The 23158-nt window shown below is 64.4% G+C and carries 21 protein-coding genes; 3 read left to right on the plus strand and 18 right to left on the minus strand.

The annotated features are described in order from the left end of the window. Positions 1-33: 33 nt before the first annotated feature. From FHW69_RS17570 to FHW69_RS17580, 3 genes are all read left to right on the plus strand, one after another. Positions 34-189, plus strand: coding sequence for a hypothetical protein (locus FHW69_RS17570; RefSeq protein ID WP_183424406.1), 156 nt, complete (start codon positions 34-36; stop codon positions 187-189). A gap of 118 nt (positions 190-307) precedes the next feature. Then, positions 308-2698, plus strand: coding sequence for a hypothetical protein (locus FHW69_RS17575; RefSeq protein WP_183424407.1), 2391 nt, complete (start codon positions 308-310; stop codon positions 2696-2698). After that, positions 2699-3958: a hypothetical protein gene (locus FHW69_RS17580; RefSeq protein ID WP_183424408.1), complete on the plus strand. Its 1260-nt coding sequence runs from the start codon at positions 2699-2701 to the stop codon at positions 3956-3958. 159 nt (positions 3959-4117) lie between these two features. On the opposite strand, the gene FHW69_RS17585 is transcribed toward FHW69_RS17580, so the two are convergent. The 18 genes from FHW69_RS17585 to FHW69_RS17670 form a co-directional block, all read right to left on the minus strand. Then, complete coding sequence (locus FHW69_RS17585) at positions 4118-4423, minus strand: STAS domain-containing protein (protein WP_183424409.1); 306 nt, start codon at positions 4421-4423, stop codon at positions 4118-4120. A gap of 12 nt (positions 4424-4435) precedes the next feature. Further along, positions 4436-5620 (minus strand): methyl-accepting chemotaxis protein, encoded by a 1185-nt coding sequence (locus FHW69_RS17590; protein ID WP_183424410.1) that lies wholly within the window; start codon positions 5618-5620, stop codon positions 4436-4438. A gap of 16 nt (positions 5621-5636) precedes the next feature. Further along, positions 5637-6737 carry a chemotaxis response regulator protein-glutamate methylesterase gene (locus FHW69_RS17595; RefSeq protein ID WP_183424411.1) on the minus strand — a complete coding sequence of 367 codons (1101 nt, stop codon included), beginning with the start codon at positions 6735-6737 and terminating at the stop codon, positions 5637-5639. A gap of 105 nt (positions 6738-6842) precedes the next feature. Beyond that, positions 6843-7502, minus strand: a complete 660-nt coding sequence (cheD, locus tag FHW69_RS17600; RefSeq protein ID WP_255494882.1) for a chemoreceptor glutamine deamidase CheD — start codon at positions 7500-7502, stop codon at positions 6843-6845. Then, on the minus strand, positions 7499-8371 hold the full coding sequence (locus FHW69_RS17605) for a CheR family methyltransferase (protein ID WP_183424412.1): 873 nt from the start codon (positions 8369-8371) through the stop codon (positions 7499-7501). The genes cheD and FHW69_RS17605 overlap by 4 nt, the downstream gene beginning before the upstream one ends. A 3-nt stretch (positions 8372-8374) precedes the next feature. Beyond that, positions 8375-10099, minus strand: a complete 1725-nt coding sequence (locus tag FHW69_RS17610) for a methyl-accepting chemotaxis protein (RefSeq protein ID WP_183424413.1) — start codon at positions 10097-10099, stop codon at positions 8375-8377. Positions 10100-10177: 78 nt separating this feature from the next. After that, positions 10178-10696 carry a chemotaxis protein CheW gene (locus FHW69_RS17615; protein ID WP_183424414.1) on the minus strand — a complete coding sequence of 173 codons (519 nt, stop codon included), beginning with the start codon at positions 10694-10696 and terminating at the stop codon, positions 10178-10180. A gap of 91 nt (positions 10697-10787) precedes the next feature. Further along, positions 10788-12773 (minus strand): chemotaxis protein CheA, encoded by a 1986-nt coding sequence (locus FHW69_RS17620; RefSeq protein ID WP_183424415.1) that lies wholly within the window; start codon positions 12771-12773, stop codon positions 10788-10790. A gap of 28 nt (positions 12774-12801) precedes the next feature. Further along, positions 12802-13164 carry a response regulator gene (locus FHW69_RS17625; protein ID WP_183424416.1) on the minus strand — a complete coding sequence of 121 codons (363 nt, stop codon included), beginning with the start codon at positions 13162-13164 and terminating at the stop codon, positions 12802-12804. An 8-nt stretch (positions 13165-13172) separates the two neighbouring features. After that, positions 13173-13490 (minus strand): STAS domain-containing protein, encoded by a 318-nt coding sequence (locus FHW69_RS17630; RefSeq protein ID WP_183424417.1) that lies wholly within the window; start codon positions 13488-13490, stop codon positions 13173-13175. 77 nt (positions 13491-13567) lie between these two features. Then, the gene (queA, locus tag FHW69_RS17635) at positions 13568-14644 is read right to left on the minus strand and encodes a tRNA preQ1(34) S-adenosylmethionine ribosyltransferase-isomerase QueA (RefSeq protein WP_183424418.1); all 1077 of its coding nucleotides are present in this window, start codon (positions 14642-14644) and stop codon (positions 13568-13570) included. 19 nt (positions 14645-14663) lie between these two features. Beyond that, positions 14664-17072: a hypothetical protein gene (locus FHW69_RS17640; protein WP_183424419.1), complete on the minus strand. Its 2409-nt coding sequence runs from the start codon at positions 17070-17072 to the stop codon at positions 14664-14666. Positions 17073-17082: 10 nt separating this feature from the next. Next, the gene (locus FHW69_RS17645; RefSeq protein WP_183424420.1) at positions 17083-18282 is read right to left on the minus strand and encodes a DUF3142 domain-containing protein; all 1200 of its coding nucleotides are present in this window, start codon (positions 18280-18282) and stop codon (positions 17083-17085) included. Positions 18283-18336: 54 nt separating this feature from the next. After that, positions 18337-18939, minus strand: coding sequence for a response regulator transcription factor (locus tag FHW69_RS17650; protein WP_183424421.1), 603 nt, complete (start codon positions 18937-18939; stop codon positions 18337-18339). After that, on the minus strand, positions 18936-20072 hold the full coding sequence (locus tag FHW69_RS17655; RefSeq protein ID WP_183424422.1) for a sensor histidine kinase: 1137 nt from the start codon (positions 20070-20072) through the stop codon (positions 18936-18938). The genes FHW69_RS17650 and FHW69_RS17655 overlap by 4 nt, the downstream gene beginning before the upstream one ends. Next, positions 20069-21280: a sensor histidine kinase gene (locus FHW69_RS17660; protein ID WP_183424423.1), complete on the minus strand. Its 1212-nt coding sequence runs from the start codon at positions 21278-21280 to the stop codon at positions 20069-20071. The genes FHW69_RS17655 and FHW69_RS17660 overlap by 4 nt, the downstream gene beginning before the upstream one ends. 6 nt (positions 21281-21286) lie before the next feature. Further along, complete coding sequence (locus FHW69_RS17665) at positions 21287-22075, minus strand: ABC transporter permease (RefSeq protein WP_183424424.1); 789 nt, start codon at positions 22073-22075, stop codon at positions 21287-21289. Then, positions 22075-22995, minus strand: a complete 921-nt coding sequence (locus tag FHW69_RS17670; RefSeq protein WP_183424425.1) for an ABC transporter ATP-binding protein — start codon at positions 22993-22995, stop codon at positions 22075-22077. Before FHW69_RS17670 ends, FHW69_RS17665 begins: the two co-directional genes overlap by 1 nt. Between the last annotated feature and the right edge of the window lie 163 nt (positions 22996-23158).

Genomic DNA, 23158 nt, shown 5'->3' on the forward strand with positions numbered 1-23158 from the left:
ACAAGTGCGCCGACTTTGGCGCCGGAGACCAGCATGCCCGAGCACGACCGGAATAAATTGGACGTACGTGTGCCCGGCGAACAGCGCGATTCGCTCCCCCTTTCACAAGGCAGGCTGAAAAAGAACGCTTTTTCGCACATTACGGCGGAGCGTTTTCCTGTTGCGGGAAAGGTACATATCCACTTGTGAACCCACCCGTGAAGCCCATCACTTTCCACTCGTGATGTGTGCCCATCGACTCGGCGCCCTTCGCGAAGCTATGCCATGATCCGCCGACACGGATGTCCCCTGTTCTTGAGGAAGTGGCATGAAGCCCTGGTTAAAAGCCCTGTGCGCCGCGATGCTGGCGTTGGGTATCGTGGTTGCCGCCGCGTATGTGTCCGGCGTGCTGGTGTTGTGGTCGCTGGGTCTTTCGTTAGCGCAGCTGCGTATTGATCTGATCTATAACACCCTGTGGGTGCTGGATCGTCCTGATCTGCAACCGGTGGCCACGCGCATTCGCGTCTGGACGCTGGTCGGCGTGGCCGTGCCGGTGGTGCTGGGCGGTGGCCTGGGTGCGTGGTGTCGTCGCTGGCAGCGCGCGAACTGGCCCACACCCGTGCCTCCGTTTGCGCGCCTGGGCGACGGCGCGCGATGGTGGTCGTATCGTCGCGGACGCGGTATCGCGCTGGCATCCCGCTGGGGACGCAGCACGAGTGCGCCGGACGCCTCGGTGCTGGTGGTGGGCCGCCGTGCCCCCGCCTCGCTGGTGACCACGCTGCGGCATGTGCAGGGACCGGTGCTGGTCATCGACCCGGGCGGGCACCTGTATGCGGAGACCGCCGGCTGGCGGGCGAAGGACGGGCATCCGGTGCTGCAGATCGTGCTCTTTGGTGGCCGTCATGGCTGGAATCCGTTGCAGCCGGCGTGGACGAAAGATGGCTGGTCGGACCCGGCGCTCCGTGCCATCGCGGCATGCTGGTATCCGCGCCAAGCGCAACGCAACGCGCTGCTGGCCAGTCAGGTGCAGCATGCGTTTGTCGCGCTGGTGCACGTCGTGCACGATGTACTTCACGCCGCTGGCGAGGGGGAGACCCGGGTCTCTCCCGTGGACCTGTTCCGGCTGTGCCGGTGGCACGCCAACCACCGGTCGCTGGCGGCGCTGGCCAGCCACCCGGCGTTGTCTTCGGCCACCCGTATCGCGCTGGACGAGTGGCGCGGGCTGGATCAGGCCACCGTCGCGCGGATCTGGCAGGAGCTGCGTGGCCCGCTGGAGCCGTTCGCCTCGTGGAACCCCGACCGGGACGCCATCGCCCGCCATGGGGACCTGTGTGGCGGCCACGATCCGCGACGCGTCACGATCTATCTGGACATTCCCGGCGACCGTGGCGAAGAGGCGCGGCCGCTGATCGAGACCTTTGTGAACCAATGGCAGGCGCGGGTCGCGTACCGCGCCCCGAAGGTCAAACCGCTGGTCATCCTCAACAGCCTGCGGACGTTTCCGCCGCTGGCCTGCCTGACGGAGGGGCCGCAGGCGCTGCGCTGGCTGGTCTCGACCGCCGGGCTCGACACGCTGCCCGGCCTGTACGGCAAGGCGACGACGGCACTGCTGCGCCGGTTCGACCTGTGCGTGGTGCAACCACCGCCCGAACGCGACTGGGCCGAAGCACAGGCGCCCGTGTGCGACGCGTTTATCCGGGCCCATGCCCCGGACAAGCACCGGCTCACGTGCCTGCCGCCGTGTGCGGACGACCTGATGACCCTGCGTCGTGGCGAGCAGGCCGTGATGGTCCCCTCGCGGCATCGCGCCGTGCGCTGCGCCATCCCCTGGCCACCGCGTCGCCGGTTACCGCCTCCCCCTGAACTCCAAGGAGACCTCATGCCCGTACCCCTGCCCATCGGCATTCTTGTCATCGCGCTCCTGGCCGCGTGCCGCTCCCTGCCTCCCGCGGCGCCCGAGCCGACGGCGGACAACCCGTGCCACGCGCAGCCGTCGGTCACTACCAAGACCCTGACGTTACGCGAGGCGTGCCTGGGGCCGCATCGGTTCCGGTTGCCGAGCAATCTGTATGACGGGCAGCGGGGGCAGGACAACGACATCGACACCATTTACATGTCGATCCAGTGGCCGTCGCTACAGCCGCTGCCGATGGGGATCGATCAGCACGATGATCCTCATACGTTTCTGTCCAGCATCACGATCGACGCTTCGTACCTGTCCCGCATCGCGGACGAGAACTATCCGCGCCATCTGTGGAAAGCGATTCAGCCGCTGAACCCCAGTGATCCGGAGCAGCGTGCCGATCCGTCGGAGAATCTTGACCTGCGGATCAAGGGTAAGCCCCTCTATGGCCTTATCCCGTACTACGCCGACTTCGACCGGCTGAAGACCTACTACCGCAAAGTGTATGGGCCGGACACCCGTGCGCACGAGCCCGACGTGAACGACGACTGGTTTGTGCGCTTTGATCCGGAAGGCGTCCCGACGACCGTCATCGCCTGCGGATCGCGCCCCCTCCCCGATGGCGCGTATCTGGAACGGGATCATCTCGTGGACGATATCGAACGGGATGGACGCCGATCCACGTGCTATCACGAATTCCTGATTCCCGAATACAAAGCGCACGTTTCGGTGAGTTACATGCGTGTGCTGATGCCGCACTGGGAACAGATCGAAGCGTCCGTGCGCGCCCTGCTGAAAAACGGGGAGATTAAGTAAATGACCTCGCCCTCCTTCGGATTGACCGAAAAAGATCTGGCCATCCTTGCCTATTACGTGAAGACGCGAAATCGCGAGCGCTACTGGAACTACCTGGCCACACGCCCCGGCGACGACGGCTACGGGGATCTGGCCCTCGGTGTCGTGCGTAACGACAACATGCCCGGTGCCACCGCGAACCTCTATGCCAAGACCTACGCGAAGGAACACAACGGCAGGGTCTTGACCGAGCGGGAGTGGGATAACTTTGGCGTCGACCTGATCGGGCGGGATCTGCTTTTGCGGAGAAAGCAGTTCGAAAGGTCACGTCCCGATCTGGCCCTTAATCTGCCCGTCAGGAAAGTGCAGGAAGCCCACGACCTCAGCTTCAACAACATCAACATCGACCCCAACGCCTGGACACCCCGCAAGGCGCTGGAAGCCCTACGCCTGGACGAACGAGGCGCCGAGGTCCAGACCGAAGCGCTCTGGAAGAGCATGCTGAACAACCGCTTCCTCGGCATGCCCCGCCTGATCCACACCCTGAGCGAGATAGCCACGGTGGACAGCCTGCGAGTTGCCGAACGGGCGATCTACAGCAAGGACATGAGTGCTGCCTACTTCTCGGCTTTAGACCAATGGACCAACCAGAGGCCCCACTTCATTGGCGACAGGAAGCATTACTTCGCGCGGGAACGCGATGGCGCATGGATCGAAATCATGGCATCGCCCATGTCGATGAATTCGAGTATGGGTGCGACCATGGATGAGCCGCTCATGCGGGACGTCACCGATCCGGCCGAACGCGCGCAACTGGAAGACACCTACCAGCTTCGCCGGGAACGCGAAAAAGCCCGCGACGCCACCCACCCGGACGATACGAGCCAACTCGTCCCCTCGCAGCATCCGCTGACCCACGTCGTGCCCCGGGCCAGCGCGCCGTTGCCCGGCGAAGATCCGCTGTACTCCAATCTGCGCCAACGCCTGCCGATGGAGGTGTCCAACGACCAGGTCGCCCTGCTGAGCTGTCATGTCAGACGCTACGAATCGCTACGACCGATCAGCGTGAACGACGCGCAACTGGAAGACAACCAGATGGTCGTGACCATGCCGCACAAGCGGGTGACGCTGAGCATGGACGTGCCGGCACCGCCGAAGGAGTTCAGCATGGAGCAGGCCCAGCAGCTGGATGCAGACGCCAGGGAGCAGGCCATCGAACGCCAGATCTCCTTTGCACGACAGCTGGCGATGGAGCGCAGAGGACATTCGTTGAGTCGCTGACCCTCGAATCTTCGCAGTGCCGGGATCTGGCTTTCCGGAAGGGGCCGCCCTGGCAAACGTCGCGCCCCGATGTGGCCATGAATCTGGCGATCCGCGATGAATCAAAAGAAAGGCGCAGCGTTTCCGCTGCGCCCTTCCGGCAAACCTGACTGGTAACAATCAGTGCACGGTAAACAGTTTGTCGAAGCCTGCGATGCGCAGCGTGTTGCGCAGGTCGGCGCTGGCGTTGACGATGCGGATCTCCGCACGCTCGCCACCGGCGTGCTCGCGCAGCAGCATCAACATGCCCAGCGCGGAGCTGTCCATACCGGTAACTTCACCCAGATCCAGCACGTAACTGCGAGCCGGCGGCACGTCGCCGAGGCAGGCGTCGTGAAACAGGCGATGGATCGAAAAATCGAAGCGCTCGCCCAGGTGCAAGGTCAGGCAGCCCTGTTCGCTATCGTTGTGAACGTTGATGCTCATGCTGCTATCCCCTTAAAACAGATCAATGTCACCGGCAGCCATTGACTGCTGGAGCGCGGGACCACGGGCGCGCAGACGCGCACGTTCGCGCTGCTCGGCCAGACGGACTCGCACACGCTGGGCGCGCGCACCCAGCTCGCTGGCATCGGCCGGCGCGCACGCCAGCTCTTCGATGTCACGGGTGCAGTCGGCCGTGATTTCCTGAAGCTCGACCAGACGCGAACGGGTCTGGTGCAGCAGCTGGCTGAGGATGTCCTCAAACTGCAGCGAGCGAATGGTGGTGGAAACATCGTTGCCCAGACCACGGTTGATGCTGGCCGCTTCGTCCGCCGCAGCAGACGTGCGTGCATTCGTTTCGGTGATGGTGGACATCATCTCGTCGATGCCACCCTTGGCCGACAGCGCCACGTTCATGTCCTGGGAGGCCATGTTGCCGACCAGTTCGCGCAGCTGCTCCATCGCGGTGCGGGAGCGTTCCACGTGGGTGCCGATCTTCTCGTTGAACTGGTTGCTGTGCTGCGCAAGGTTGCGGATTTCGCCCGCCACCACCGCAAAGCCGCGACCTGACTCACCGGCACGCGCCGCTTCGATGGCCGCGTTCAGCGCCAGCAGATTGGTTTCTTCGGCAATCGTGTTCACGTTTTTCAGCAGGGCGAACACGGCATCCATTTCGCGGGACATGCCGTCGATGCGGTACACGATGCGGAGACTTTCGCGCGAAAGCTGCACGATCAGGCCCACGAAGTGTTCCAGCAGGTCGGCCGTGCGCGACGCGAAGTCCTGCACCGAAATGCCCTTGCCGCCGCTCTCGATGATCTGGCTGAGCAGTGCCTGCTGCATGCCGGTCTTGCGCGACAGGCCGTTGAAGCCGCCGCCAAGGTCGGCCACCGCATCACGCAGGAGATCCAGCGCCTGATGCAGTTCGCGGCTGGCGTGGCCCAGCTCGTCGACAATGGCGCTGCGCACGTCTTCCATGGCTTCACGGACAGAGGCTTCATCGGCCGACTGGGTGGACACGACCTCGATCAGATCATCCACGGGCGCATGGGCTGCGCGCTGGCTGATGACGATCCAGGTGGCCGTCAGCAACGCGACCGCAATCGGTGCCACCCAAGGGCTGTGAAACACCAGGACGGCGATCAGCGCGAGGGCGCTGACGGCAAGCCCGGCGATGCGTTCGTTGTTGGAAGTAAGCATGATGACTTCTCGTTCTTCAGGTACCGACGCGTTTCGCGCCGGAGGAAACGGGGGTATGAGCAAGCGCCAGCAGGCGTGCGGCAATGTCGTTCAGCGGCAGCATTTCGTCGGCTGCACCAGCCTTCCACGCGGCGCCGGGCATGCCCCACACCACCGAACTGGCTTCGTCCTGTACCAGCGTGGCGGCACCGCCGTCGCGCAGCTCGCCCAGGCCACGCGCACCGTCGTCGCCCATGCCGGTCAGCAGCACGCCAATGGCAGCCGCGCCCACGCTGGCAGCAACGGAACGGAACAGCACATCCACAGCGGGCTTGTGACGATTCACCGGCGGCCCATCGTGCAGACGGCAGACGTGACGCGCTCCGTCCCACATCACCAGCAGATGCTGCCCACCGGGCGCGATGTACGCGTGACCGGCCTGAATGGGCTGGCCGTCCCGGGCTTCGCACACACGCATGGCCGAACAGCTGTCCATCCGCGCCGCGAACGGGCCACTGAACGCCGCCGGGATGTGCTGGGTGATGACAATCGGCGGAGCCGTGGGGGGCATGGCCTCCAGCACCACACGGATGGCCTCGGTGCCCCCCGTGGAGGCGCCAATGGCAATGATGCGGGTGCCACCGCGCGTGCCCGGCGTCTGCGCCAGCGGAAGCACGGCATCAGCGGTGAAGCGCGGCGCGACATCCAGCTTGCGCACTTCGGCGCGTTCGCGCGGACGAGCGCCAGCGGCAAGGCGCACCTTGGCGCAGATTTCCGGCGCACAGCTCATGAAGGTGCTGGCCAGGTCGGCGTTGGGCTTGGTGAAGAAGTCGACGGCGCCCAGTTCCAGTGCGCGCAACGTGACGTCAGCGCCCTTCTCGGTCAGCGTGGACACCATCACCACCGGCATCGGACGCAGGCGCATCAGGTTCTCAAGGAACGTGAGGCCATCCATGCGCGGCATTTCAACGTCCAGGGTCAGTACGTCGGGGTTCAGTGCCTTGATCTTCTCGCGCGCGATCAACGGATCGGGCGCCGTGCCGACCACCTCGATACCCGGGTCGGACTCCAGCATCGTGGTGAGGATCTTACGCACCAGGGCCGAGTCGTCGATGATGAGTACGCGTACTTTTTGCATGGACTCTGAAGGGCCTGAGTGCGTGGGGCGAAACGGTGAATCGGCGGAACGGCAGCGATATCGGACTGTGCGGACGATGGCACCGGGACATGCCCGGCAAACCGGTCAGAACAGTTCCACATCTCCCTTTATCGGATCGTTCGCCAATCGCTTGAGGTATCGTTTTTCACGGTCGGCCAGCTGGGTGTCGTGGACCGAGCGCAACTGGCGCACGCGGACCTTGCCGGACACCGGAAAGAACTGGACCTGGCGCGGATAGATGTCGCCGACGTCGGCGGCGCACAGCTTGAGTTTCTCGGTCGCGATATAGCGCTGCACGAAAGCGATGTTGCGCTGGCCGATGTCGGTCAGCGTGGCCAGCACGCGGCCGCCGCCAAAGATCTTCACTTCCAGATCTTCCCGACGCCCGCCTGCCTTGAGGATGGCGTTGATGAGTTGCTCCATCGCGTCGTTGCCGTAGCGGGCAGCACGGCCCACGGTAGAGCTCCAGCTGTCCCGGTCACCCGCGGGTTCCGGCAGCATGAAGTGATTCATGCCACCCAGACGACGGCGGTGATCGCGCACGCAGGCCGACACGCACGAGCCCAGCACGGTCGAGATCATCTCGTCCTGGGTGCTGACATAAAACTCGCCCGGCAACACTTTCACCGTCACCACTTCCTGGGCGGGATCCCAGAAGCGGCGCACGTGTTCAAACCCCGGCAACACGCGGGCGGGATCAAACCCCACAAACGTGCGCGGAGGAGCGACGGACATATCGCTCATGTGCGTTTCCGGTACACGGTGCGGCCCACCAGATCAAAATCGTCACTGAGGCCGTACATGGATTCGGAGTGCCCAAGGAACAGATAGCCACGGCTGGCGATCATGCCCGCATAACGCGAGAACAGACGCTGCTTGGTGGGCTTGTCGAAATAGATCACGACGTTGCGGCAGAAGATGGCTTCAAACTGGCCCTGCATCGGCCAGTCATGCAGCAGATTCAGGGGCTGGATGGTCACCAGCTCGCGCAGGCGCGGATGGATGCAGGCCAGGCCTTCGTAGGCGCCCTGCCCGCGCAGAAACCAGCGCTTGCGACGTGCATCGCTGACGCCGTTGAGGCGGTCCAGTGCATAGACGCCCTTGCGCGCCGCTTCCAGGGCCTGCGGCGACAGATCGGTCGCGAGAATCCTTGCGTCCACCGTGCTGCCGGTGCGCTCCAGCGCCTCGGCCAGCACCATGGCCAGGGCGTAGGGTTCCTCGCCCGTGGAGCAACCAGCGGACCAGATGCGCAGCTTGCCGCCCTTCTTCTCTTCCAGCCAGCGGGGAAGCAGCTCATCGACCAGGAGGTCGTAGTGGTGCATCTCGCGGAAAAACGACGTGACATTGGTGCTGATGCAACTGGCCAGCTCGCCCAGCTCACCTTCCGGATCACGGCGCAGCAGATCGCAGTAGCCACTGAAGCCAGTGAGGCCCAGCGCACGCAGACGACGCAGCAGACGTCCCTGAACCAGCTGACGCTTGTGCTCGCCCAGCGAAATGCCGCAGTGCTGGAGAACGAACTCGCGCAGGAAGCGGAAGTCAGTGTCCCCCAGCGTGGGGCCCGTCGCGCTCGCCAGCACGACGCTATCGTCGGTGGTGACGGGCGCATTCATGGATCAGAATTCCTTCCACGCACCCGCATCAGCGGTTTCGGCCGAACGCGGTGCACGCGGCTGGGCGGCTGCCGGCGCGCTGCGCACGGCGGCGAACACGGCTTCCACTTCGTCCGCCGTGGTGGCTGTGCGGACAGACTTCTTCTGTGCCGTGGCACGTGCGGCGTCGCCGCTTACCTGGAAGAAACCCACCTGACGGGTCAGCTCGTTGGCCTGCTCGTGCATGGCGCGCGCGGCGGCAGCGGACTCTTCCACCAGCGCGGCGTTCTGCTGGGTCATTTCGTCCATCTGCAGCACGGCGTGGTTCACCTGGTCGATACCGGCCGACTGCTCCTGGCTGGCAGCAGCGATCTCGGCAACGATGTCGGTGACCTTCTTGACGCTGTCCACGATCTCGGCAAGCGCACGGCCGGACTGGTCGACCAGCGCGGAGCCAGCCTTCACCTTGTCGGCGCTGTCGTTGATCAGGCCCTTGATCTCCTTGGCCGCACCAGCGCTGCGCTGTGCAAGGTTGCGCACTTCGGTGGCCACCACGGCGAAGCCGCGACCCTGCTCACCCGCACGCGCCGCTTCCACGGCGGCATTCAATGCCAACAGGTTGGTCTGGAAGGCGATCTCGTCGATAAGGCTGACGATATCGGCGATCTTGCGGCTGGACGTGTTGATGTCGCGCATGGCGATCACGGTCTGTGCCACCACGTCGCCACCGCGCTCGGCCTGCTCGCGGGCACCGCGTGCCAGCTGATTGGCGTGGCTGGCGTTCTCCGCGTTCTGCTTCACGGTGGAGGTCATTTCCTCCATCGACGAAGCGGTTTCTTCCAGGCTGGACGCCTGTTCCTGGGTACGCTGGCTGAGGTCGTCGTTGCCGCGCGAAATCTGCTGCGCTGCCGTGCTGACCGAACCGGAGCCGTGACGCACTTCGGTGACGATGGCCGTAAGGCGATCATCCATCGCACGGAACGCGCCGAGCAGCTTGCCCAGTTCGTCCTGACGATCCACCTTGATCTGGTGGCCGAGCTTGCCCTCGGAGATTTCGTTGGCAATGGAAACTGTGTAGCCCAGCGTGCGGATGATCGAGCGAACGACCAGCACGGCGATCAGCAGCGACACCGCAAGACCGATCATCAGCGCGCCGATGGCGAACGCACGGATGATCTTGTAGTTGCTGGCCTGGTGCGCATAGATGCCGTTGGCTTCGTCACGCTTGGCGGCAATGAGCTTGGCCAGCGAATCCTGGCGCTGCATCAGCAGCGGACGCACCTGCAGTTCCAGCACGTCGTTGGCGCCCGTGTCGCCTTCGTTCAGCGCCTCGACCATGTCGGTCTTGGCCTGATCGTAGTCGGCGTCGGTGTCGTGCCATTCCTTGTTGAGCTTCTGGATGGCCGGGGTCATCGGAATCGCATCGAAGCGCTTCTTCAGCTCGTCCATCTCGGTCTGGTACTTCTGGAATTCGGCGACCTTCTGCTTGACCTGATCGGCCTGCCCGACCTTGCTGGCAGCCTCGCCCAGCGCGATGAAGGACATCAGCGAGCGCGTGTTGATCTGGCTGATCAACTCCGACGGCACCATCTCTTCTTCATAGACAGTGCGCAGGCCTTCGTTCTGGAAGTACATCGAACCCAGACCAAGGGCGGCGCCGCCGACCAGCATGGCCGTCAGCAGACCCAGCACGCCGTAAAGGCGGCCACGTACGGTGAGTGCGGGAATCTTGAAACTGAACTTCTTCATCACGTTTCCAATCGGCAAGGTGCGGTTGGTACGCAGGAGCGCACAGGGCCGATCGGATAAACCGCCGGCCCCGATGACTCAGGCGACGGCTTTCTCTTCAGCGGAAGGCAGGGCGGCCTCCAGCATCTGCGCATCCTGGGGTTGCAGGAGCCTGTCTACATCGAGGAGCAGAACCATGCGCTCACCGACGGACGTCAGGCCTTTGAGATATTCGGTTTCGACCGCCGTACCCATGTCGGGCACCGGACGGATGGCGTTGGGCGCCACTTCCACCACGTCGGACACGGCATCCACCACCACGCCGAAATTGCGGCCGGCAACGGTGACGATCACGGTGACGGTGGTCGCGGTGTATTCCTCACGGGTGAGGCCAAAGCGCAGGCGAAGGTCCAGCACGGGAACGATGGCGCCGCGCATGTTCAGCACACCCAGCACGTAGTGCGGGGTCTGCGGGATGCGGGTCACCGGCGTCCAGCCGCGGATCTCGCGTACCGCGAGGATATCCACGCCATATTCCTCGTTGGCGAGGTTCACGGTCAGGTACTGGGCGATTTCCGCCGCTTCGGTCTCGGGCGCGCTGCTGGCTGGCTGGTTCATGTGCTTTCCACTGGCGGAACGTTCTGTCCGCCTCCCCACAAGCCCTATCGGCTGGAAGAGGCGAACCTTGAATGGGGATCAGAAAAGGCCGTCAGGCCGCCCGGCGTCTGGACTGCATGCGGACCAGGCCGGTCACGTCGGTGATGAGGGCAACCGAGCCGTCCGCGAGGATGGTCGCGCCGGAAATGCCCTGAACCCGGCGATAGTTGGCTTCCAGCGACTTGACCACCGCCTGCTGCTGGCCGATCAGTTCATCGACAAACAGGCCGATACGGGTGCCCTCGCCTTCCACCACGATGACAATGCCCTCGTCGATGGCGCGGCGCTGGCCGGCGCAACCGAACACATCGTGCAGGCGAACCACCGGCAGCCACGCATCGCGGAAACGGAACAGTTCGCCACCACCGGCCACGCTGCGGATCATTTCCGTCTTCAGCTGCACGGATTCCACGATGGAGACCAGCGGGACGATGTAGGTTTCTTCGCCGACCGCAGCGGTCAGGCCATCAATGATGGCGAGCGTCAGCGGCAGCGTGATGGTGAACGTGGTGCCCTTGCCGTGAACGCTGGAGATGGCGCAGGTACCGCCCAGATCCATGACGTTGCGGCGAACCACGTCCATGCCGACACCACGGCCGGACAGGTCGGTGGTGGCGGCGGCGGTGGAGAAGCCCGCCTCGAAGATCAGCTCGGCCACGGCGTCGTCGCTCATGCCATCGCCGCTGGTGATGATGCCGCGCTGCACCGCCTTGGCCACGATGGCGTCGCGATTCAGGCCGGCGCCGTCGTCGCCCACTTCCACCACGATGGAGCCGCCGCGATGGAAGGCTTCCAGACGCAGCGTGCCGGTTTCCGACTTGCCCGCAGCCGCGCGCTTTGCCGGCATTTCCAGGCCGTGGTCGATGGCATTGCGGACCAGATGGACCAGCGGATCGCCGATCTTTTCAAGAACCGTCTTGTCCAGCTCGGTGGTTTCACCGCGCATGTCCAGATTGACCTTCTTGTCCAGCTTCTGCGACAGATCGCGGACCAGGCGCGGGAAACGGTTGAACACCGTGCTGATGGGCAGCATGCGGATGCTCATCACGCTTTCCTGCAACTCGCGCGAATGGCGCCCCAACTGGGCAAGGCCATGGCGCAGGAGTTCAAGCTGCGAGGCATCCACGCCGTCGGCAAACTGGCTGAGCATGGACTGGGTGATGACCAGTTCGCCCACCAGATTGATGAGGGTGTCGATCTTCTCGATGCCCACGCGCACCGAACTCGATTCGCTGTTGGCTGCCGATTCGCGCGTGGTGCGCGACGCGGCGGCGGCCGGTGCGGCCACCGCGACCGGAGCCGGTGCAGGCTCTGCCTTCACGGCGAGCTTCGGCACGATGCTGAGTTCGCAGTCGCCGTCGACCCAGTCGAAAACACCTTCAACGGCGGCCTTCTTTGCCGGGGCCGCCAGATGCAGCGTCCAGGCAAGGTAAGCCGTTTCGGCATCCATGGCATCCAGCGCGGGCAGCTTGCCCGCGTCGCACACCACGGACAACGGCCCCATGGCTTCCAGCTCGCGGAACATGCGTGCCGGATCGTTACCGGTTTTAAGCAGATAGTCGAACGGGCGGAACGTGATGTCCCAGCCTTCGATGTCGTCGGCCGGGGCGCTGGCTTTTGCCGCGGCAGCGGCGGGCACGGCAGCATGCCCGGCCACCATCGCGGACAACGCAGCCAGCAGCTCCTGGCTTTCAGCCGTGGCCGCCGGCTGGCCGCTCATGGAACGGGAAAGCATGTCGCGCACGGTGTCGCCAGAGCGCAGCAGCAACTCGACAATGGCCTTGTCCATCGGACGCCGGCCGCTGCGGACTTCGTCCAGCAGCGACTCCGCCACGTGCGTGAAGGCCGCAACGTCAGAGAAACCGAACGTGGCCGCGCCGCCCTTGATCGAGTGAGCCGCGCGGAACACGGTGTGCACAAGCTCCGGGTCGTCCGAACCCTCATCGAGCGCCAGCAGTGCAGCCTCCATGGCATCGAGACCATCCAGGCTCTCTTCAAAGAAAGCCTTGTGAAACTGCGCCAGATCGACTTTGGACATGGGTACGGCCTTGATGCTTAAAAGTGGATCAACCGAGAACGCGGCCGACAGTGGCCAGCAGCTGATCGGGATCGAACGGCTTCACCAGCCAGCCGGTCGCGCCAGCAGCCTTGCCTTCCATCTTCTTTTCCGGATTCGATTCGGTGGTCAGCATGAGAATGGGCACGCCGCGGTAATCGGGCATCGTGCGCATTTCGCGAACCATCGAGATGCCGTCCATGACGGGCATGTTCACGTCGGCCAGCACCAGGTCGAACTTCGTGCTGCGCGCGGTATCCAGCGCTGCCTGGCCGTTGTCCGCCTCTTCGACGTCATGGCCTGCGCCGCGCAGGGTGAAAGCGACCATGCTGCGCATGGATGCCGAGTCGTCAACTGCAAGAATCTTAGCCATCGTCCACCTCAGTTCACGCCGGCGCGAGCCGGCAGTTCAATCAAGTCATGAAGAGCGAGCGTCGCAACACCCTTGTGCACGGCTTCGCTGGCCGCCAGCCATACCGGAGCCAGGTCTCGTGCGCGTGCGTCGCGGGAAAAAGCAGCCAGCAGCTGGAGGCCGGCCGTATCAATATGGGTGACGCCTGCGCCGTCCAGTTCCACGCGCTGGCCGGAGGCCAGTGCGGTCAGCAGGGTCTCGCGCAGGGCCGGCGCCGAGGCAATACGCAGATCGGCGTCGAGCACGAGAGCCGCGGACGCCTTGTCGCTTGAGGATTTCTTCGCCATGAGCCCACACCCTTAGCGCCCTTCACATCATCGCGAAGGGTCGTTCGGTGGGCTTATCGGCGCAGGCTGACGAATCTTTAGGGTTCTGTGCCGCCGGGCAGGATGAGCATGGCGTCTCCGTAGGAGAAGAACCGATAGCGCTCGGCCACCGCGAATCGGTACGCGTCCAGGATCGTTTCCTTGCCTGCCAGCGCCGATACCAGCATCAGCAGCGTGGACTGGGGCAGATGGAAGTTGGTCACCAGACCATCGACGCTGGTGATCCGGTAGCCGGGGAAGATGAAAATCTGCGTTTCTCCGGCGAACGGGCTGAGAACGCCGTCGACCGTGGCACTTTCCAGCGCCCGCACCACCGTGGTGCCCACCGCGATCACCCGGCCGCCAGCGGCGCGCGTGGCCCGGATCTTCTCGACCAGCGCCTCGCCCACGTTAAGCCATTCGCGATGCATCACGTGGTCGCGCACGTCGTCGGCGCGCATGGCCTGGAAGGTGCCCGCACCCACGTGCAGCGTGACGTAGCCGGTATCCACGCCCATGTCGCGGATTCTGGCCAGCAGCGCTTCGTCGAAGTGCAGTCCTGCCGTGGGGGCGGCCACGGCGCCGGGCTCCCGGGCAAAGACGGTCTGGTAGCGCTCGGTATCGCTGGAGTCCGCGCCGCGCTCGATATAAGGAGGCAGCGGCATTTCGCCGACCCGGATCAGCAGCTTTTCCAGCGGCTCGTCGGTGTCGAAACGCAGGACGAAGAACTCGCCCTCCCGGCCCAGCACGGTGACCATGCTGCCGTCGGTCAGGATGATCCGGCCGCCCTCTTTCGGCTTCTTGCTTACGCCCAGCTGGGCGCGCGCCTCATGGGTGCCGGTGACCCGCTCGATCAGGATTTCGACGGCACCTCCCGATTCCTTGTGACCATGCAGGCGCGCCGGAAGCACGCGGGTGTCGTTGAACACCAGCAGGTCGCCGGGTGCCAGAAGGTCGGGAAGTTCACGGAACATCCGGTTTTCACGCGTGCCCGCCGCCACGTCCAGAAGCAGCAGACGGCTGGCCGAGCGCTCGGCCAGAGGGGCCTGGGCAATCAGTTCGGGGGGCAGATGAAAATCGAAATCGGACTTTTTCACGACGCAACCGGGGATAACGGGGGCAGCATTATCGCTCATGCCGCCCCCGGATGCCGTTTTACGCCTTGCGACGACGCCGCACGATCAGCACGCCGGCCAACGCCAGCACCAGCACGAACGCGCCAATTTCATAAGGCAGGTTGCGACGGATGAAGTGCTTCACCGCCGCGATACGCTGGGCTTTCACCATCTGGCGGGCGCGGTCGAAGTCGGGCTCCTCGCAGTTGCGGCCGAAATCCTCCGCCCAATCCACGTACGGCCCCTGTTTCACGTAGCGGTCGTAATACTGACCAATGCGCTTCTCTCGTTCGCTGACCACCACAGGAGTGCAATCTTCCGGATCAGGCATGTAGCTAGCCGGGCCGTCCTGCATCCAGCCGGTGGCCTTGCACATCACCGCCGCAAACGCCTGCGAACGCGGCGGCAGCAGGTCGGCCGAGGCGTTGGCCTTGTCTGCCGCGATATAGCGGTAATGGAAGCGCAGGTCCGGACGGGCCACCGAATCGTTGAAACGCGTGCGCTCGCCTTCGGTCACGTAAGGGCCCTTCATGGAAGCGCCCGACTGTCCCGAGCCGCATTGCAGACCACCACCATTGTCGGTGTAATCGGGCGACTGCTCGTAGCCCATGATTTCCATCCCATAGCCGCGTGCGATCACGGCTGCCTTGTAGCGTGCTTCGGCCTTGCCGATATCGGTCCAGGCGTGGTCGCCGTCGTGCAGATCTTTGGCGTAATCGCGCACGGTCTCGCGCAGGTCGACATCGGCGTAACGCTCGTCTTTGCCTTCGGGGAAGTACGCCAGGGCCTCATCGAACTGCCCTGCCCGTACCAGCCGGCGCGCAAGTAGCCAGCGCAGACGGTCGTTCAGCGGAATGGGACGGTATGCCGCTTCCTTGTCGGACGGGTCGGGCTTGACGACCGGCGAAGCGGGAACGCGCGCATCGACAAACGACTTCAGCTCATCCACGGTGAGCACGCGCTCACCGATGAACGCCATGTCATTGCCGTAGCCAACGCCGGAACCGTAGTCGTCATAAACGTTGCCGTTGCCACCCACTGCCGTGGCCGCGTCGAACATGTGGTTCATGGCCTCGACATACTCACCGCGCGCCAGCGCCAGGACGCCCTGCTCGCCCGTCAGCAGGTGTGCGCTGGCCGGAGCCAGTGAGGCTTTCGGATCATCGGCTTTCGGGAAGGCCCGGGCGGCATCGGCATACGCGGCGGCAGCCGCCGCCAGATCGCCCTTCTGCAGCGCCAGCTTGGCGTTGACCCAACTGGCCAGCGGGCCAGGCGCCTTCGCCGTGAGCTTTGCAGCGAGGTCGTAGCGGCCCGTCTGGTAAGCCAGCGCAGCAAGGCGATCCGCAGCGGCGACTTTGTCCAGGCCCACTTTTTCAATGGCGGCAACCAAGTCGGCCAGGCGATCATCCGGCTTGCCATCCACGCGCGCATCCACACGGGCAAGTGCGTAAGCCACCAGCAGGCGCTGGGATACCGGGCCATCCACGATAGCCGCCACCTGCTCCGGTGCGTGCAGCACAGCCTCGGCAATCACCGACAACGACTGCACCGCACCGTACGAGCCATGGCCCGCCTGCGCCGCATACAGCGCGATGGCGTGCTTGAGGTCAGCAGGCTTTACTGCGGCAATGCAACCGGAGCCGCTGTTCAGGGCGGACCAGTCGCAATAGTGACCATCGCTGCCCAGCAACCACAGACGGGCTTCTTCACCGAAGCTCGCTACCGCAAGACCTTCGTTGTCTGATCCACCCGCCACGGCGCGCGTGCGCGCTTCGGCAAACGCCTTGGCAGCGGCATCGCGCTCCCCGGCGAAGGCCGGCGTACCTACGGCATTGTAAGCAAGCTGCGAGTGCGCTTCGCCCAGCATGTAAGCCGCCCACACGCCCCGCAATACAGACTGGTCGGCCGGCAGCGCCGTGACTTTCTGGAAGTTGGCCAGCGCCTGATCCATCGCATCGCCATTTGGATCACGGCAGGCGTGGCGGGCTGCGGCGCGTGCGTGTTTCATCGCCTCCTCAGCGTCGTCATTCGGGCTGGAGAGGTCTTCGTCCGTACATGCCGCGTTGGAGCGGCTGTAATCAATGGCGCCTGCCACATACCAGCGCACGTCGTCCGGCAAGTCCTTGCCGTTTTCAATCGCGATGGCGCCCGTTTCCGAGTCGCGCAGCGTGTCCACGCGTTTGGCCTGCTCTTTGGTCAGGTCCGGCATGGTGGCGGCGTTGGGTTTTTCGCTGTAGTCGTACGGATCGGCTTCGACCGCCAGCAGCTTGTCGGTCGCGGGCAGCAGACGAGCCACCTCGAACGCGAACGTATTCTGCGGCACCGCTTTGAGCGTGGCACCACGGTCATCCAGAAGCTGGTTGGGAAACATCGGGCCACAGGCCCAGGCAACCGCGCCTGCGAGAAGGCTGGCGATCACGGCGGCGGTGACGGATTTGCGTCCATTCATGGCGATAGGCTTATGCAGAAGAGGATGAAGAGGGTGTGGGAGACGGCGTGGCCGGCGCGCCGCAGCGCGTCCAGCCAATGGCTTGCTGGGTATGGGCGCGTAGGAAGCGCGCATCGTCGGTGCGCAGCGTCACCGCGTTGCCATCGCGATGAAGGACATAGCCCTTGATGCCGTCGGCCAGGCGACAGCCTTCGGGCAGATCCACGCTGGCGGGCACTACCGCGTCCGTGTCGCCATCGTTGCGGATCAGCACGTCGAGCATGCCGGGCGTGGCGGCCGGCTGGAATACGGTGGCGACGTGCCCATCGACGTAGCGGCCGCGCATGACCGCCAGCCAGGTGGTCATGCTCCAGGCCCGCTGGTCGTCGCTGGTAGGCAGGCGAAACCATACGATGCCGCGCAGATTCGCAGGACGGCTTTTTTCCAGCAGATCGAGCAAGCGCGACACCTCGCGCGGCGACGCCGCCAGCTCGGCGGACGACGAGCCCGGCACGAGACCGGCCTTCTCGCTTTCCACCGCGAGAAGGCGGCCGTCGCCATCCCAGCTGACCCGCGAGCCGTACGTGGGCAACGCCACGCGGTACCCCGCACGTGTGTGCTTCGCAAAGCTCCTGATCCACCGGTACGCCATGTCGGCGTCGAACAGGCCTGCGTGCGGTGACTGCACCGCATGCACCTGAAGCACGGCCTCATCGACCGCGGCCGTGACCGTATCCACCTGCTTTGAATCCATCCACGCGGGCAACGCGGTAATGGAAAGCCAGCGCCCCGGCAGGCGCGGCTTCAGGGTCGACAGGAACGCCGCATAGGCGGGCAACTTTGCCGTCGCACAGTCGTAGTCAATTTCGATGCCGCCCACACGGCTATCGCTGCGCGCCGAAAGCTCGGCAATGCGCTCGACCAGGGCGGCGGCATCCAGGTTCGCCAGACGACCGTCGATGCGCACCACCAGAACCACTGGCCGCTTTGTGGCAAGCAGCGAATCGACGTCGGGAGAAAAGGTGCGGAACTGCCCGTCGGCATCCACCTGGGCAGCCAGCACGCGCCACTGACTGACCGCATCCGTGGCCGTATCCACCGATGCGCGCAGCGCCGGTGTCCATGTGCGTTGCCAGATATAGGCATCCTGGGTCAGCGGCGTCCGCGCCCGGTCACATGCGGTGGCAAGTGCCAGAACGAAAAAAATAACGATTGTGCGCCAGCCGAGCAACGTGCCACTCCATCGGCGCCCCTGCGCCATCGCCTATATTAAGCGATCGCGCGGTTACAGCCATCCTTTCTGTCGGGCCAGGCGATAGGCTTCGATGCGATTGGCGACACCCAGCTTGCCAATGGCTTCGGAAAGATAATTGCGCACTGTGCCATGGGACAGGTTCAGCGCCGTGGCAATGTCGCCCGCCGACTGCCCCTCACCCGCCAGACGCAACACCTGACGCTCGCGGTCGTTCAGCGGATCGGCCTCCGACCATGCTTCCAGCGCCAGCTGCGGGTCGATGGCGCGGCCGCCACGATGCACAGTGCGCAGCGCTTCGGCCAGATTCTCCGCGGGCGCGTCTTTCAACAGATAGCCACCCACGCCTGCGTCCAGCGCACGGCGCAGAAAGCCCGGCCGGGCAAACGTGGTGACGATGATGACCTTGATCGGCAGCTCCTGACGGCGAACGCGCTGGGCGATTTCCAGACCCGTGAGTCCGGGCATTTCAATGTCGGTGACCAGCACGTCCGGCTTCAGGCGTTGCAGCTCCCTCCACGCAGTTTCGCCGTCGGCCGCCGAGCCCAGCACTTCAATATCCGATTCCAGACTGAGCAGCGCAGAGAGCGCGCCACGCACCATCGCCTGATCTTCCGCCAGCAGAACGCGGATCATGCGACGTGCTCCAGACCCGGCTGCGCCACGACCGGCACAACGATGTCGATGGACGTGCCCTTGCGGGCCGGCGACTCCATGCGCAGCGTGCCACCCAGCGCGCGAACGCGTTCGCGCATGCCACTGATGCCGTTACCGTGCGCGGCCACGCCGCCGCATCCGTTGTCGATGATCCGTACATACATGACGTTGTCTTCCCTTGTCACTGAGATGTTCGCGGCCGTGGCGCGCGAATGGCGATGAATATTGGTGATGGCCTCGCGCACGACCAGCGACAGCGCCGCCTGCGTGGTGTCGGCCAGAACGATGGCATCGGGAAGCTGCGCCACGAACGAGATGCCGGAGGCTTCCAGCATGAGGCGCGCGGAAGTGACTTCGGCGCGCAGGTCGCCCACGCGCAAACCGGTCACGGCCGCCCGTACTTCGGCCAGCGTGTGACGCGCCACCCGCTCCACTTCTTCCATTTCCTGCCGGGCGCGCTCCGGGTCGGCGAGTGCCAGCCGTCGCGCAAGCTCTGATTTGAGCGTGATCAGCGACAGCGTATGACCCAGCAGGTCATGCAGATCGCGACCGATGCGCTCACGCTCGGTGACCGTGGCCAGTCGGCGCACCTCCGCCTGGGACAGACGCAGTTCCATATCGTTTCGGGCGGTGCGCACGTACAGGTAATTGGCAAAGCCACCAAAGCCGCCGCCCACCGCAACCACCGCGATGCGTGCCGGGTTCTCGCCGGAAACGAACATCAGCACCGTCGTCAGTCCCGTGAAGCCAACCAGGCCCCAGAACCACACGTTGATGCGCCCGGTATAGGCAATGACGCCCGAGGCAATCAGCAGGTAGCCCACCCCCACCGGATTGAGCGACCACAGCGCAACGCCCAGCGCGCCGATGACCACGGCGTGGATGGGAATCTGCCTCATAGGACCGATGAGGATACGCAGCGTGCACCACAGGTAGATGGGGATCGTCAGCAGCGTGGGTGCAAACCAGCCCCACGCAAACCCTTTGACGCTCAGTGGCACCTGGATCAGCGCAACCACCCAGAACACCTGCAACCCTGCCTGCAAACGCAGATAGGGCGAACCCAGACTGCCCAGCAGGGAATCGGGCGTGGGCGTGAACAGCCGTTTCATGACGCCAGCCGGCTTTCGTCGGATATGGCCTGAGGCATGGGCGCCGCAAGTCGATCTTCATTGCTCAAAGGAACGGTGATGCGCAGCGTCGTGCCGCGCTCACGCAGCGATTCCACCACCAGTTTTCCACCCAGCGCACGCACGCGTTCGCGCATGCCGCACAGGCCGTTGCCTTCCGTCGCCATGCCGCCTTTGCCATTGTCTGCAATGACGAAGCGAAGCTCACCCTCCACCCACTCCACGCGAACGGACGCGCGCGTGGCCCGTGCATGCCGGTGAATATTGGTCACCGCCTCGCGCAGCACCAGCGCCAGGCCCGCCTCAACGCGCGCGGGAAGTGCAGGCAGCGTGTTTTCGTAATCGAGATGCACAAGCGAAGAGTTCAACAACAGTTTGGCCGATGCCAGTTCGGCGGCAAGACCGGTGGCGCGGATGCCCGTGACTGCGGCGCGCACTTCGGCCAGCGCATGACGGGCGACGCCTTCGGCATCTTCCATTTCACGTCGGGCCGCGTCCGTGTCGCGATCCAGCAGGCGACGCGAGAGTTCCAGCTTCAGGGCAATCAGCGACAGCGTGTGGCCGAGCAGGTCGTGCAGATCGCGACCGATGCGTTCGCGCTCAGCCATCGCCGCCAGCCGGCGCACTTCATCGTGCGACAGCTTCAGTTCGGCATCCTTCTCCGCATTGAGGCGATACAGGAAATTGCCCGAGCCCACGGCCAGCGCCATGATGCTCATGGTGATCATCACCGGGAGAGGCCATCCCTGCAGGCTGGCTTCGATCAGGAAACTGCCCACCATCAGGCACATGAAAACCAGCGCGGTTCGCACAGAGCCGGCAAACGCCAGATACGCGCAGGAGAAGATCACATAGCTCGCGCCGCCGCTGTTGTTCCAGCGCAGAATGACCATGCCCAGCACCCCGATACCCACCGCATAGATCGCGATGCGATGGATGGGCTGGAAGTACGCGAGCAGATACAGCGAAAGAAAGACAGGAAAGCTGAGGCAGGTCGCCAGAACCCATCCGTCACTGACCGTGTTGCGGAAGATCAGGTCGCCGAAAATCCACACCGCCCAGATCAGATTGAACATCTGCAGGTAACGGTGCTTACCCGTGGCACGGTGCCGCGCGGCAAGCGAGTCCGGTGCCATCGCGAACCAGGAAGCGGCCATGCGGGGTTTCTCAGTGGAAAGACGTTCAGTCATGCTACTTCAACCGTGGCGACGCAGGCGACGGCTGGCCAGCAGCACGAAGGCCACGGTGTAAGAAGCCAGCACGGCCACGTGAATCCATACCCCGCCATGCCCCATGCCAATGGCGCTCAGGCACAGCTCGCGCAGGTGGTAGCTCGGCCAGATGGGGGCAATGCGCTGGATGAATTCCGGCAGTATCTGCAACGGGAACCACAGTCCGGACAGGAACGCCATCGGCAGGTAAACCATGTTGATGATGCCCGGCGCACCCTGCCCCCTGACCAGCGTGCCCACCAGCAGGCCCATCGCACAGAACGGCAGCACACCCAGCACCTGCACGATGAACAGCGTGGCCATCTGCGTGCCGCTCAACACCACATGCGCTGCAAACACGGCGAGCGCCAGCAGGATCAGCGAGATGATCACGGCCACCACCATCGCCATGCTCATCTTGCCGACAAGGTACGCACCCGGTGGCATCGGCAACGCGCGCTTGAGCGTCAGGAGGCCGGTTTCCCGCTCCAGCGCCAGCGACACACCAAAACCGAACAGCCCCGGTGCCATTACGCCGAACACACCGTAGGAGGCAAGCAGCAGGCGCGGAACGTCCGGACCATTGGCACTCCCCAGGAGGATGCCGAACATCACGTAGAACACCGACGGGAACAGCAGCGTCGGCAGCAGGAATCCCGGCATGCGCAGGTAGCGCAGGCATTCCGTACGCGCTTCCTGCACGTAAGCGCGCAGCACGCGACTGCGCGGCATCGCGGCGGCGGTTTCGCCCATGGAAAGAGTGACAGTGTTCATCAGGCAGCTTCCTTCTCGGACGACGATGCATCGTCGTCCCGGGTAAGTTCAGTGAAGGCTTCGGCCAGACCAGCCCGCTGCACTTCCAGGTCACACAGGGTCAGATCGGCGGCCAGCAGGCGACGCACGACCGATTCGGCATCTGCCGTCACCACGCGCAGGCGGCCGTGATCCACATCGCACTCAACGACGCCCGGCCATGCGGCCACCGTGGCCACATCCAGCGACGTGGTGCAACGGACCCGGCGATGAGCGACACGTGCACGCAGCGCATCCACACTGCCTTCGCTGATGACCTTGCCGCGAGCGATCACGCATACGCGGTCGGCAAGCGCTTCGGCCTCTTCCAGATAATGCGTGGTGAGCACGACCCCGCAGCCCGCTGCCACCAGCTGGCGAATCGCCGACCACAACTGCTGCCGGGCTTCGATGTCCATGCCCACGGTGGGCTCGTCGAGGAACAGGAGTTCGGGGCGTCCGCACAGCGCCATCGCAAACTGCACGCGGCGCTGCTGGCCCCCGGAGAGCGCCGAATAGTAGCGGCCCAGCAGATCGCCGATGCCCGCCACTGCCGCGGTCTCGGCGAGCGTGCGCGGTGACGGGTAGTAGCTGGCGGTCAGGTTCAGCAGCTCGCGAACTTTCAGCGTGCGGGGCAACTCGGCCGACTGCAACATCACGCCGATGCGCCGCCGCGCCTCGATCTCCTGCGGGTCACGGCCAAACAGGCTCACCGAACCGGTATCGGCGCGATGCAGACCCAACAGCAATCCTATGGCCGTGCTCTTGCCTGCCCCGTTGGGGCCCAGCAATGCCAGCAGCTCACCTCGACGCACCGTGAGGTTCATGTTGTCCAGTGCGACGATCTTCCCGTAGCGACTCGTAACGCCCTTCAGTTCCGCCAACATCGTTTCTGTGTGCATGGTGTCCTCCCTTGCAACGCACCATATTCCTGCGCAACCCCTTGTACGTAGTCGCTTGCGTCATTGTGCGGATGTGACATGCGTCACCCGGGGGTTACGCGGGGTGAAGCCGGGTGCTATGCTCGGGGAAGAAATCCTTTACATATATACACTTAGCGGCATT

Source organism: Luteibacter sp. Sphag1AF (assembly GCF_014192715.1).
GTDB lineage: Bacteria > Pseudomonadota > Gammaproteobacteria > Xanthomonadales > Rhodanobacteraceae > Luteibacter.